The organism is Paenibacillus sp. OV219 (assembly GCF_900110075.1).
Lineage (GTDB): Bacteria > Bacillota > Bacilli > Paenibacillales > Paenibacillaceae > Paenibacillus_Z.
Genome location: NZ_FOCJ01000005.1, coordinates 35,168 through 49,062, shown reverse-complemented (window position 1 = coordinate 49,062; position 13,895 = coordinate 35,168). Strand labels below are relative to the sequence as shown.

Genomic DNA, 13,895 nt, shown 5'->3' with positions numbered 1-13,895 from the left:
ACAAAAAGTCCCCTTGTGGGGCTTTTTTTGTTTTATGTGGGCATATGGACTGCAAAATTTGTTACCGAGTGGGCGATCTTTACTTCTTATTCAAAATTCAGAAAAAACAGAAATCTTTTATTGAATTTGTGGGTAATCTCACATAATAATGATGGTGAGTCCAATAAACTCAAAAACAAACAAAGGTATCGGAGGGTTGTAAATGAAGTTAAGGAGAAAGCTTTTGCTAGTATCTCTTGTAACCGCTCTCATTTGTACGCTCGCTTTAACAGGTTGTTATGGCAATGATAACTCTTCAAACTCGAAAGGCACTTCGAACGCAACCACCAAGAATGACAACACGACAACGAATACGGCAGACAACACCGCTAACAATTCAACAGACACAGCAACGAACGATGCAACAAACGATTCAAAGAACGACGCAACGAACGATGCAACGAACACATCTACAGATGGGCAGATTACAGAATTCCATCAGTCACCAGTATTAGATAGCAAGGGCCTTCCTGCTGTGAAAGATCGTTTACCTGCAGACTACAAACTTACGAATGAAATGACAGAGGATGAGTTGAAGTATGAAGTTGGCTCATTCGGCGGAACTTTGAAAACGGTTACATCGGTTGCGAACTGGGATGCGGACGTATTCGTTATGGACAACGAGCCGCTGCTCAATACCCCAGGTATTCTCGGAGAGAAGCTTACAGGCAACGTGCTCAAAGATTATCAATTGAGCGATGACCAGAAATCCATTACGTTCCAAATGCGTAAAGGACTGAAATGGTCCGATGGAGAGCCTGTAACGACGGAGGATATCCGGTTCACGGTTGAGGATGTTCTGATGAATAAGGCACTGACGCCGATCTTCCCATTATATCTTCAATCCGGCGGTGTAGCTGACGGTGCACCATTGAAGCTTGATGTCATCGACGAGTTCACTTTCAAGCTCTCGTTTGACCGTCCCTACGGTGGTCTCCTAATCCGACTTGCCATTCAAGGCTGGCGTGGATATACGGAACTTCTGAAACCTGCTCACTTCCTTAAGAAATTCCACACCAAGTACACACCGCTCGATCAATTGGAGCCGGAAATCAAGAAAGCCGGCTTTAAAAAAGGCGAGTGGGTGAATCTATTCAACTTCAAGGATATTACAAACTGGAAATTGAATCATTCGGAAGCGATTGGATTCCCATCGCTTTATCCATGGATTATTACAAAAGCGACCCAGAGCTTAACGACGTATGAACGGAATCCGTACTACTTTAAAGTCGATACGGCAGGTAACCAACTTCCTTATATCGATAAAATCGAAAGCTCGCTCGTAACGGACATTGAAATGGTTGGTTTGAAAACGATCGCCGGCGAAGTTGACTTCTCCCGCGAATCGGCTTCCCTCGTCAAGATGTCTCTGTACAAAGAAAACGAGAAGGACAAGTACAAAGCGGTGCTTAACAACATGCACGTTACACCGACAGATATTTTCCTCAACTTGACCTACAAAGATCCGAACTGGCAGAAAGTCGTTCAGGACGTTCGATTCCGCAAAGCGCTTAATCTGGCGATCAACCGCCAAGAGCTTATCGATACGATCTATTATGGTTTCGCTAAGCCGGGCGACATCGTTGATCCTACGTTCGATTTGGATCAAGCGAACCAGCTGCTTGACGATATGGGTATGAAGAAAAACTCGGACGGCAAACGGTTAGGCCCTGACGGAAAAGTATTTACAATTCCGTTTGAAGTAGGTGCTCAAGCGCCGGATATCGTTCCGTATACACAGCTAATCGTCGAAATGTGGAAAGCACTCGGACTAAACGTAACGATGAAGACGATAGACCAAACGCTATGGGGTCAACGTAATACCGCCAATGACCTTCAGGCGACAGTCATTTGGATGCATACACCACTTTGGTATATGGGCGATTGGGGTCAAGGCATGTGGGCTCCGCAGTGGGATCAGTGGCATTCAAGCTCAGGCAAACAAGGTAAAGAGCCACCTGCAGACGTGAAGAAACTGTATGATCTCATCGACCAAGCATTGGCTACTGATCCTGACAATGCGAAGAAAATCATTGAGCAGGTGAAGCAAGAAATGAATAAAAACGTGTGGGCATTCGTTCCGCTGAGCGAAGTGAAACAACCGCTCATCGTCAACGCCAAGCTCCATAATATTCCGAGCGATAGCAGCTTTGCGATCGCCTCAGACTTTAGCGGAGAGCAATTCTTCTTCGGTAAATAATAAGTAAGTCAACGAACCTTACAGGAGCCCAGGGAGCCGATACAAGGTGGCTGGGCTCTTGGTTCGTTACTAGGTTTGCGGCGTACAATGAAGGAGGGAACCGCATGCTAAATTATATTTCGTACCGCGTACTACAGCTTATTCCGTTGTTGATCGCGATAAGTGTTATCGTGTTTGTCATCATTCAGCTGCCTCCAGGTGATTTCTTGACCAACTATGTTCAACAATTGAAGCTAGCAGGTAATGATGTTTCAGAGAGCGCTATCTTGAGCTTGAAAGCACAATACGGTCTGGATCAATCGTTAATCGTCCAATATGTCTATTGGATTAAAGATATTGTCTTTCACGGAGATCTGGGTCGTTCGTTCCAGTACAATATGCCAGTTGCTGACGTCATCTGGCCAAGACTTGGTCTGACGGTCACCATATCGCTTGTTTCTCTTATCTTCGTTTGGCTCGTGGCCATTCCAATCGGCATTTATTCGGCAACACACCAATATTCGATTCTCGATTATGTGTTTACCTTTCTTGGATTTATCGGCGTTGCGATCCCAGGCTTCCTAATCGCACTTATGCTCGTCTATTTTATATTCATAGAGACGGGAGTTTCGATTACGGGGCTGTTCTCCACACAATACGTCGATGCACCATGGAGCTTCGCGAAGCTGATGGACATGTTGCCGAGGATGATATTACCTGTTGTCGTCATCGGGATGTCTGCCGCTGCCTCGCTCATCCGTATCACAAGGGGTATGCTGCTTGATGAATTATCGAAACAATATGTCATTACCGCTAGAGCGAAGGGTGTTTCGGAAGGCAAGCTGCTCTTTAAATACCCCGTTCGCATGGCGATCAACCCGCTCATCAGCACGATCGGATGGACGCTTCCCGCGCTAATTTCCGGAGAAGTCATCGTCTCGATTGTTCTCAACCTGCAGACAACAGGACCGATGCTGCTGAAAGCGCTCATGTCTCAAGATATGTACTTGTGCGGCAGCTTTATATTAATTACTAGCGTCATTACGGTGCTAGGAACCCTGCTTTCGGATATTTTACTTGCGGCAATTGACCCTCGAATCCGCTTCGGAGGTGTATCAGAATGAGTGGATTATCAACCGTACTTAACCAGCTTCGCCGGCAATCGCGAACGAAGCGAAAAAAGTCAGCCGACCCAACAAGCTATGAAGTGGCTTCGCAATGGCAACTTATGTGGTGGAAATTCAAAAAACATAAACTGGCGGTTATTTCGGCGGTTCTCTTGATTATCATGTATCTAATCGTTATGTTTTGTGAATTTTTGTCTCCTAATTTGGCAGGGACGCGTTTCACAACCTATAAAGACGCCCCGCCCCAAAAGATTCATTTCGTCGATCCCGAAACCGGCTTTCAACTTCGACCTTTCGTTTACGGGATGAAAGAGAAGGTAAATCCAGACACATTTTTGCGGACGTTTACAGAGGATAAGACACAGAAATACCCGATCCGCTTCTTCGTAGCTGGAGAGTCTTATAAGATGTGGGGTTTTATACCGTCAAATATTCATCTGTTTGGATTAGGTGATTCGAAAGCTGCGCTCATTCTGATGGGTACGGACCAGCTCGGACATGATCTGTTCTCTCGCATCATTTATGGGGGCCGCATATCCTTATCGTTTGGACTCATAGGTATCGCATTAACGCTCATTATAGGACTGCTGCTCGGCGGCATTTCCGGCTACCTGGGCGGAGTATCCGATACGATCATTCAACGTATTATTGATTTTCTCATTTGTATTCCAACCATTCCGCTCTGGATGGCGCTATCGGCGGCTGTCCCCCGAGACTGGTCGTCTACGAAAATCTATTTCGGTCTTATTATCATCTTCTCCATCATTGGTTGGACGGGGCTCGCCCGAGTCGTACGTGGTAAAATCTTGTCTCTTCGCGAAGAAGATTTCACGATGGCGGCACGGCTAGCTGGGGCAAGCGATTTGCGTATCATCAGAAAGCATCTTCTTCCCTCATTTGCTAGTTACATCATCGTGAGCGTGACATTGTCCATACCGGCCAATATTTTAGGTGAGACTGCACTTAGCTTTCTCGGTATTGGCTTACAAGCTCCTGTAGTATCATGGGGCGTCCTTCTACAGGATTCGCAGAACTTGAATACACTTGCACATCATCCATGGTTACTCATGCCGGCTGCCTTTATTATGGTAACCGTACTCATGTTCAATTTTCTCGGAGACGGGCTTCGGGATGCCGCAGATCCTTATAAATAGCTTCTGCATATATTTAGGATCGCAAAACTCTTAGGAGGTGGAGGCGTGACTCAGCAAGAGACCGTAATATTGGAAATGAAGGACGTCAAAGTACAATTCCGACTTGATGAAGGCCTTCTGAAAGCAGTAGACGGGGTCGATCTGCGGATAAAGCGCGGCAAGACATTAGGCATCGTTGGAGAGAGCGGATGCGGTAAAAGCGTAACTTCACAGGCGCTGCTGCGCATCGTGCCGAAGCCAGGAGAGGTTCAAGGTGAAATTCGGCTTTCCCGGAAGAAGGCAGATGGAAGCTATGAAACCGTCGATCTCGCCAAGCTCGATGCCCGGGGCAAAGAGATCAGAGATATTCGCGGCGGGGAAATCGCGATGATTTTTCAAGAACCGATGAAGGCGTTCTCGCCAATTCATACGGTCGGTAACCAAATCATAGAGGCGATCTTGCTTCATGCGACTGATAATAAGAACGAAGCTTACCAAATTGCAGTCGATATTCTGAAGAAGGTAGGTATGTCAAATCCTGAGCAGCGGATGAGTGAATATCCTCATCAGCTGTCCGGTGGGATGCGTCAAAGGGCGATGATTGCGATGGCACTCTCGTGCAGCCCTTCCATTCTGATTGCCGACGAGCCGACGACGGCGCTTGATGTCACGGTGCAAGCACAGGTGCTGCAGCTGATCAATGATTTGAAAACGAAGCACGACACTTCCGTCATCTTCATTACACATGATCTCGGTGTAATCGCAGAAATGTCGGACGATGTAGCGGTTATGTATTTAGGCAAGGTGGTCGAGTATACGGACGTGGATACGTTGTTCCATAACCCGAAACATCCCTATACGAAAGCACTTCTCAATTCAATACCTTCCGTCATGCGGGAGAGTCAAAGGCTAGAATCGATTGAAGGTACCGTGCCCTTCCCGATGAATTTACCTAAAGGATGCGGCTTCTATTCGCGCTGTAAGCTAGCGAAGGACGGCGTTTGCAATGTCGATGATGTGCCGCTCTTTAATGTGGCGGAAGGTCATTCTGTCCGTTGTTTGCTGGTAGAAGGGGTTATAAACTGAAGCGTATGCTTACGAAGCGCAAAAACTCTTAGGAGGTTGAGCAATGATCCAGGAGGAATTCGTACTAGACGTCCATGCCATGAAGAAATACTTCCCTATTAAACAGGGATTCTTAAAGAAAACGGTCGGATTTGTCAAAGCAGTCGACGATGTACATATTCAAATTCGGCCTGGAGAAACACTTGGTCTTGTCGGAGAATCCGGCTGCGGGAAGACGACTCTCGGACGCTGTGTATTACGGGCGATCGAGCCAACATCGGGAAGTGTAATGTTCCGCGACCGACAAGGTCAAACCAAAGATGTAATGAAGCTGAACAATCAAGATCTGCGGTCAATACGAAGAGATATGCAGCTCATCTTTCAAGACCCATATTCGTCGTTAAACCCTCGGATGACGGTGCTCAATATTATTGCAGAACCGCTTATATGCAACGGAATGGCTCGGGGAGATGAACTCAAGGACCGTGTCAAGCAGCTGATGGAAATGGTCGGATTGAACAGTCGGCATTTGGAGCGCTACCCGCATGCATTCAGCGGCGGACAGCGTCAGCGTATCGGAATCGCGAGGGCACTCGCAACGAATCCGAAATTTATTGTCTGCGATGAGGCGGTATCGGCGCTCGACGTATCCGTTCAGGCTCAAATTATCAATTTGCTGCAGGATTTGCAGGAGAGGCTGAATCTGAGTTATTTGTTCATCTCTCATGATCTTGGCGTTATCCAGCACATATCCAATCGAGTCGGTGTGATGTATGTCGGCAAGATGGTGGAGACGGCTGCAACGAAGACGTTGTTCCGAAATCCGCAGCATCCTTATACGGAGGCGCTGTTATCCGCCAAGCCTTTACCAGATCCACGAAAGAAGACAAATCGTATTATTTTAGCAGGCGAGGTTGCTAATCCGGCGAATCCGCCTTCCGGCTGCTACTTCCACCCGCGTTGTCCGTATGCGCAAGACGTTTGCAAAAGCACCGCTCCTGAGTGGAAGCAAGTGGGTGAGGGACATTATTCCGCTTGTCACTTTGCCGGAGAGCTGCAATTGCAGGGAGCGTCATCCATATGAGTGCGATTGCGCTGATTTTACTCATATTCTTAATTAGCTTATCTCTCATCATGTTTGCCTCGATATGGTACATGCGGTTTATGCTCGAGAAGATCTTCGGAGAGAAACATCGCGACATTGATGCCATCACCTCATCTGGCATGATCCCGGAGCGTTGGTCGCGCAAAAATAATCTGAGACTCATCCAGCTTCATCAAAGTGGGAACGAAAAGGCGATTCAGAGAATGCAGCAGGCTGCTGCCCGCAGTTACCTGCGGAAACTCCGCCGATTAACGGCTTATGTTAAACGAACAAACCTCGTTGAGAACGAGGAAGCTCGGAAGGCTATTCTGCGAACACTCCAGCAACTCTATAGAGAGTGGAGTGAGGAGGGAACGAATGGATCCGTTATTGCAGGAGCATAAGAAACATGCCTTGGCCGGGTTTCTGTCCGTACTCCTTACAGCTGTCGTATCGCTCATCGGGATTGTTAATTGGCTATCGCTGCGAGGACTCGTAATTGCATTTCTCGGCTACTTTGAAGTGGATCCTTTCAAATGGCAGGCCATCGACTATAGTTTGTTTATTATTCTTGGTATCGGATGGCTCGTATTTGTATATTACAGTCAATATCATTTCAAGAAACGGGTCTTATCCGGAGGACTATGGAAGTCCTTTACCAAGGTTCTTTCTATCCAAGCTTGGATTTTGTTCGCCTGTGGGCTTCCATACTTATTAGCAGGAATGCAGAGCAAGCTTCAGAGCGATTGGATTCTCATTGTAGTCGAGGGAATTGGAGCATTGGTTCTTTCGATCTTATCCGCAGCGCTCGGGAAGAAAGCAATTGCTTCCGATCAAAATTAATGTAGAAGCGAGCTTGGTAAGGAGGTGGCAATCATGCTCGTAGCGGAGAGGTACCAATACATTGTTCGGATTGTGAATGAAAAAGGCAGCATACGCGTTGCTGAGCTTAGCCAATTGTGTAGAGTCACCGAGGAAACCATACGTCGTGATTTGGATCGACTAGAAAACGAGGGCCGTCTGCTGCGCAGCTATGGCGGCGCCATACGCATTCAGCCGCAAACGCTTGAAACGCCTTATTTACTTAGGGAGTCGGCGCATGTGGCGGAGAAGCAAAATATCTCGATGGAAGCCGTCAAGCTCGTCGAGCCGAATGATCGAATCGTGATTGATGCCAGTACGACGACATGGCATCTCGCTGAGCTGCTGCCAGACATTCCGCTGACCGTTCTGACGAATTCGTTGAATGTCGTGTATGTGCTAAGGGAGAAGAAGAATGTGGTTGTCATCAGTACAGGCGGTACACTTGTGCCGAATTCACTTTCATTCGTTGGTCCTTTGGCCGAGCAATCGCTAGAGGAATATCACGTCGATAAAGCATTCATTTCCTGTAAAGGAGTTCATATGGAGCGCGGCATTTCCGAATCAAACGAGCTTCAGGCCAGAGTTAAGCGCAAAATGGTTGGCATGGCGGATCAAGTGTTTTTACTGGCAGACTACAGCAAATTTAATATGCAGGCATTCACAACGATCACGGGTTGGGACCGGATCGATCATCTTATTACGGATACGCAAACACCTGCCGAATATGTGCAGCAGCTCCGCCGTCGATCTATAGATGTTATTCAGCTGCTGAATTGAAGGAGTGCATCATAATGGAACGCAATGCCGGATTGGATTTCATCCGTAGCATCGCTATTTTTCTCGTGTTATTCTGCCATGCACTCGGATTCTTCTTCATGCAATATCACAATTTCAACCCGCTCAACTATGTAACCGGGTATTTAGGGGTCGAGCTGTTTTTTGTATTAAGCGGTTTTCTGATTGGGCGGATTCTACTAAAGGACATCGTTGAGAATGGATCACTCTCTGGTTTAAAGCAATTCTATCTCCGTCGCTGGTTTCGGACGCTGCCGCTGTATTATTTCACAGTGTTCGCCACGTATTGGTTAGTAAGTAAAGATATGGATTTTTCAAACCTTGTCTTTCTGCAAAACTTTAATGAGCAGCATTTATCGTTTCTTCCGATCTCATGGAGTCTTTCCATTGAGGAATGGTTTTACCTGTTGATTCCGATTCCTCTGCTATGGGTAGGTAAATTTCGCAATAAATCGGCAGCCTTCTTCGTTATGACATCACTGCTTCTTATTCTTTTTCCCTTGCTGCGAATGGCTGAAGTCCAGGGCGGTCAGCCGCTCTGGGATTATGGGATACGTAAGCAAATCCCGCTGCGTCTCGATAGCCTTGTGTTCGGTGTCATGCTCGCAGGTTTCAGAACGTACCATGTGACGTTTTACCGGAAAATTCTCGCAGGCAAAACGTCCTTCGTTCTCGCGTTAGCCGGGCTCACGTATTTCAGCGGCTACCTTGTTTACAAAGGTATTCAAGATCAAACAATGGATCAATCCTGGTTTGACAGGACGATCCTGTTCAGTCTTGTATCCTTGTTTATCGCGCTGCTGATTGCTGTGCTGGAAGTGCATTTCCCACGACTGGATCGGCTTCCGAAGCTGCGGTCTAGCATCCGCTTCTTCAGCGCCCAGAGTTATGGGTATTACTTGTTTCATTGGAACATATTCATCTGGTTCAATAAGGAGAATACGACAGCGAGTGTTGGACATAGCTTGTACTTGCTCATATTTGCGCTAATCGTGTTGTTCACGTTTACGTTCCTCATGCATCGGTATTATGAGGTCCCAATCATGAGGATGAGGGACCTGATAACGAAGAGCTCCAGTCGGACAGAGGTTGTGCTGCCGATTTCACGAGAGAAGGAACCGCTCAAGTACGATTAGCCTATAAGCTTCGTACCATACAAGCACCAAAGAGAGCCAAGACGATAAGGTCTTGGCTCTCTTTTGACGTATACAATTCCCATCCAGTGTCTTCACATTCTGACAATATTTTCATCATACTTATTATATGATGTTCTTATTCATATGGAGGAGTTGAGGGAGAGGTATGGAGCATTATTTGCAGTATCGAGTATGGTACAAGATGAATGGACATTTTAACAACAAAATAATTTACGGACCAACCATTAAGACTCCCAGCGATGCGCTATCTTTCTTTAAAAAACTCCATGGTATTCAACCAAGTCATGCTGAATTGGTGTGACCGGGGCTAAAAGACTAACGTAAAGCGGAGGTGGACTGAATATGAGTGCGCCGTTGCGGGCAGTCGTTATTGGTGCCGGTTGGGCTGGGGAAGGTCATACGATTGGCTTAAGGAGTGCAGGTGTTGAAGTGGCCGCTATTTGCGCTCGTAACGTAATTGTCGTCAAGGAGGTTGCAGACAGGCTACAAGTTCCTGTAGCATCGATTGATTGGCGCGCTACATTGCGTGAATTGAAGCCTGATATTATTTCGCTGGCGACACCAGCTGTATTACGAGAGGATGTTATCCAAGAGGCTCTCGCCCTAGGAGCTCATATTGTTTGTGAGAAGCCCCTCGCAGTGTCTGCAACTGAAGCACAACGCATGTTGAATGCGGTCGAGGACATCGGTATTAAACATGCTTACGCAGCAACTCAAGCGTATGATCCGACTACATCCTGGATTCAAGAATTGGTTCAATCGGAAGCAATCGGACGGATAAAGGCTGTAGAAATTAGTGCCTTCGTACCCATGTTTCACTCAAACTCTCCATGGACGTGGACATTTGACCTCTCACTCGGCGGTGGAGCGTTGCATAATGTTCTCACGCACTTTCTAGGGATTCTGAGCAAGGTTTTCGGCAGTGATCCCATCCGCGTGATGGGAGAATCGCGACTTGGTAGAGAGAAGGCACCAGTTATTGGTGAGATTCATGATTGGCGGCAATCCTTTGCGATTCTGAGCGATGAGGAGGTTGCTGCCGCCGAGTGGAAATCGGTTGATGCAGACTCATCCTTTAATGCTATATTGGAATATCGTACTCCATCTGGAGACAGCTTTACTTGTACGATTCAGTTCGATGCTATGATGCCATTTTCTCCTACAGCCCCGTATTTTCGAATCTATGGAGAACGTGGAACGATAGATGCAAAAGGCATTTTTTCTTACGATGTAAGTATTGTTAACCATGAGGGAACGATCACCAAAACAATGCCGGATCGATTACTAGAGGGATATGCTGATACAGGTAATGGGGAACAGAATAAATGGAATGCTTTCTTCCGTGAATTTGTAAGAGACGTCAAAGGCGAGGCCTATCAACCTTATCCCACTTTCCGAGAGGGATATCGTGATCAGCGTATTATTGAAGTGATCCGATCAGGAAGCGGTTGGACTTCCATTCTAACGGGAAACGATAGCTGAACGAAACAAGGAGCAGATTGCCGACGGCAGCTGCTCCTTGTTTATTCTGACTCGTTTCTGCCGTCGTCTTCCGATGATGCATCAAAAAAGAACCTGGACGGCAGTCCAAGTTCTTTGTATATTGCACTAAAATAGAGGCGAAGTTATAATCAGTATACGATTAGTTTTTTCCGTTTGAACACAGTTGTTTCATCTTATAAATTAATCGTACCATGCCGGCAAGCTCTTGTCAATTGTCAATTTAATGGTGAGGAGACATGTTGAATGAGTACTTTGGTTCTCGATATTCAGAAGGTAGAAAAAACGCAGCTTTGGCTCGTTGGCGGAAAAGGGTTGCATTTAGGGAAATTATCAAAGATTCAAGAGATACAAGTACCGGAAGGATTTTGTGTGACGACAGAGGCGTACCAGCAAGCCATCGAACAAAATGAAACGTATCATGTTTTGCTCAATCGACTTAGCACGCTAAATGAGGAGGATCGAGACCAAATCGGTGAAATCAGCAGGAAGATAGGGCAGATCATTACGGAAGTAGAAATCCCATCCGAGGTTGTGAAAGAAGTTGCTCACTATCTCTCCCAATTTGGCGAGGAACATGCTTATGCAGTTCGTTCAAGCGCGACTGCTGAAGATTTGCCGCATGCTTCTTTTGCCGGTCAACACGATACTTATTTAAATATCATCGGTAAAGATGCGATTCTGAAGCATATCAGCAAATGTTGGGCTTCTCTATTCTCGGAACGAGCTGTAATCTACCGTATGCAGAATGGATTCGATCACAAGCAAGTTCATATATCCGTTATCGTTCAAAAGATGGTTTTCCCGCAAGCGTCAGGGATTTTATTTACCGCTGATCCCGTGACTTCTAACAGAAAATTACTGACCATCGATGCCAGCTTTGGACTTGGAGAAGCTCTGGTCTCCGGCTTGGTATCTGCTGATTGTTATAAGGTGCGGGATGAGGAAATCGTCGAGAAGAGGATCGCAACTAAGAAATTGGATATCTATGGAAAGAAAGAAGGCGGGACAGAGACAATGCAGATCGATCCGGATCAGCAGATGTCTCAAACACTTTCGGAGCAACAAATTTTACAGCTGGCTCACATTGGTAGACAGATCGAAGCTTATTTTGGCTGCCCGCAAGATATCGAATGGTGCTTGGTTGATGATACCTACTATATTGTCCAGAGTCGGCCGATCACGACGATATACCCGATCCCTGAAGTTAATGATCAAGATAATCACGTCTATTTATCTGTCGGTCACCAACAAATGATGACAGATCCCATTAAACCATTGGGATTGTCTTTTTACCTGTTAATTACTCCTGCACCTATGCGCAAGGCAGGTGGGAGGTTGTTCGTTGATATTGCAGCTAGGCTGGCTACACCTGCCGGCAGGGCAGCTTTATTGAAAACCTTGGAATCCGATCCGCTCATTGTAGGCGCAATTACGACCATAATAGAGCGAGGTTTTATCAAATTGTTGCCAAGTGATCCTTCAGCAGCACCGCCACTGGGTAGAAGTAACACTGATAAGCTTTCACAATTCGAGAACGATCCAACAATCGTTTCTAATTTGATAAAATGTAGTCAAACATCGATCGATGAGTTAAAACAAAACATCCATGCAAAATCGGGACCGGATTTGTTTGATTTTATACTAGAAGATATCCAGCAATTAAAGAAGATCTTATTTGACCCACAAAGTACGGCTGTGTTTATGGCTGCTATAAATGCTACATCATGGGTGAATGAAAGCATGAACGAATGGTTAGGCGAAAAAAACGCAGCAGATACTCTTTCACAATCTGTACCTCATAACATTACTTCGGAAATGGGTCTGGCGTTATTGAATGTCGCGGATGTGATTCGGCCCTTTCCAGAAGTTATTGCATATTTGCAGCATGCGAAAGAAGATCATTTTATGGATGAACTGCTTAAGTTCGATGGAGGAAGGGAAACGAGAGAAGCTATCTATGATTATCTCAGCCAATACGGAATGCGATGTGCCGGAGAGATCGATATTACGAGAACTCGTTGGAGTGAAAAACCAATTACGCTTGTCCCCCTAATTCTGAGTAACATCAAGAACTCTGCGCCTAATGCCGGCAATCGTAAATTTGAGCAAGGACGCCAGGAAGCTTTGGAGAAAGAAAAAGAGTTGATAGATCGATTGAAGCAATTACCGGATGGTGAACAAAAAGCCAAAGAAACAAAACAAAGGATCGACCTCATCCGGAATTTCATCGGCTACCGGGAATATCCGAAATACGGCATAGTAAGTCGCTACTTCGTTTATAAGCAGGCTCTACTGAAAGAAGCCGAACAACTCGTTCAAGCTGGCGTTATCCATGACAAAGAAGATATGTACTATTTAACCTATGAAGAGCTTCACGAAGTCGTACGCACTCACAAACTAGATGATCCGGGTTACTTGGTCGAGCAGCAAGCGACGCTTGCGACCAGACAGATCATCAGTAAACGAAAAGAAGATTACACATTTTACGAAAAACTAACTCCCCCGCGAGTCATCACGTCTGATGGTGAAATCATTACAGGTGAGTACAAACGAGAACATCTGCCGGTTAGTGCGATTGTAGGATTAGCTGTTTCTTCTGGAGTGATTGAAGGAAGGGCTCGTGTCATTATAGACATGGCAAATGCCGATCTGGAAGATGGAGATATATTAGTCACCACCTTTACTGACCCGGGCTGGACACCGTTATTCGTGTCAATAAAAGGTCTAGTCACCGAAGTTGGCGGACTGATGACCCATGGAGCAGTTATCGCACGTGAATATGGCTTGCCGGCAGTTGTTGGAGTGGACAATGCTACCAGACTGATCAAAGACGGGCAACGAATTCGCGTGAATGGAACAGAAGGGTACATTGAAATATTGTAATGAAACGATAATGCGAGGCTGCCGCGAAACCAATCGGCAGCCTCGTTCTGTTTACTGACGGGATAC

The 13,895-nt window shown here is 46.2% G+C and carries 11 protein-coding genes; all 11 read left to right on the top strand.

Annotated elements, in window-relative coordinates; genetic code table 11:
- Positions 1-202: 202 nt before the first annotated feature.
- The 11 genes from BMY11_RS13970 to ppsA all read left to right on the top strand — a co-directional run bounded on the left by BMY11_RS13970 (position 203) and on the right by ppsA (position 13,829).
- Entirely contained in the window at positions 203-2,239 is a 2,037-nt protein-coding gene (locus BMY11_RS13970) for an ABC transporter substrate-binding protein (protein WP_090576950.1), read from the top strand.
- A gap of 104 nt (positions 2,240-2,343) precedes the next feature.
- Complete coding sequence (locus BMY11_RS13965; RefSeq protein WP_090576947.1) at positions 2,344-3,342, top strand: ABC transporter permease; 999 nt, start codon at positions 2,344-2,346, stop codon at positions 3,340-3,342.
- Positions 3,339-4,499, top strand: a complete 1,161-nt coding sequence (locus BMY11_RS13960; protein ID WP_090576944.1) for an ABC transporter permease — start codon at positions 3,339-3,341, stop codon at positions 4,497-4,499. Before BMY11_RS13965 ends, BMY11_RS13960 begins: the two co-directional genes overlap by 4 nt.
- A 45-nt stretch (positions 4,500-4,544) precedes the next feature.
- Positions 4,545-5,564, top strand: a complete 1,020-nt coding sequence (locus BMY11_RS13955; RefSeq protein WP_256217469.1) for an ABC transporter ATP-binding protein — start codon at positions 4,545-4,547, stop codon at positions 5,562-5,564.
- Positions 5,565-5,607: 43 nt separating this feature from the next.
- The gene (locus tag BMY11_RS13950) at positions 5,608-6,627 is read left to right on the top strand and encodes an ABC transporter ATP-binding protein (RefSeq protein WP_090576941.1); all 1,020 of its coding nucleotides are present in this window, start codon (positions 5,608-5,610) and stop codon (positions 6,625-6,627) included.
- Positions 6,624-7,031 carry a hypothetical protein gene (locus BMY11_RS13945; protein ID WP_090576938.1) on the top strand — a complete coding sequence of 136 codons (408 nt, stop codon included), beginning with the start codon at positions 6,624-6,626 and terminating at the stop codon, positions 7,029-7,031. Before BMY11_RS13950 ends, BMY11_RS13945 begins: the two co-directional genes overlap by 4 nt.
- Entirely contained in the window at positions 7,006-7,470 is a 465-nt protein-coding gene (locus tag BMY11_RS13940; RefSeq protein ID WP_090576936.1) for a hypothetical protein, read from the top strand. The genes BMY11_RS13945 and BMY11_RS13940 overlap by 26 nt, the downstream gene beginning before the upstream one ends.
- 33 nt (positions 7,471-7,503) lie before the next feature.
- Positions 7,504-8,268 (top strand): DeoR/GlpR family DNA-binding transcription regulator, encoded by a 765-nt coding sequence (locus BMY11_RS13935; RefSeq protein WP_090576933.1) that lies wholly within the window; start codon positions 7,504-7,506, stop codon positions 8,266-8,268.
- Positions 8,269-8,282: 14 nt separating this feature from the next.
- A complete protein-coding gene (locus BMY11_RS13930; RefSeq protein WP_090576931.1) occupies positions 8,283-9,422 on the top strand; it encodes an acyltransferase family protein in 1,140 nt (379 codons plus the stop codon).
- A 363-nt stretch (positions 9,423-9,785) separates the two neighbouring features.
- On the top strand, positions 9,786-10,925 hold the full coding sequence (locus BMY11_RS13925; protein WP_090576928.1) for a Gfo/Idh/MocA family protein: 1,140 nt from the start codon (positions 9,786-9,788) through the stop codon (positions 10,923-10,925).
- A gap of 264 nt (positions 10,926-11,189) precedes the next feature.
- Complete coding sequence (ppsA, locus tag BMY11_RS13920) at positions 11,190-13,829, top strand: phosphoenolpyruvate synthase (protein WP_090576925.1); 2,640 nt, start codon at positions 11,190-11,192, stop codon at positions 13,827-13,829.
- Positions 13,830-13,895: the final 66 nt, after the last annotated feature.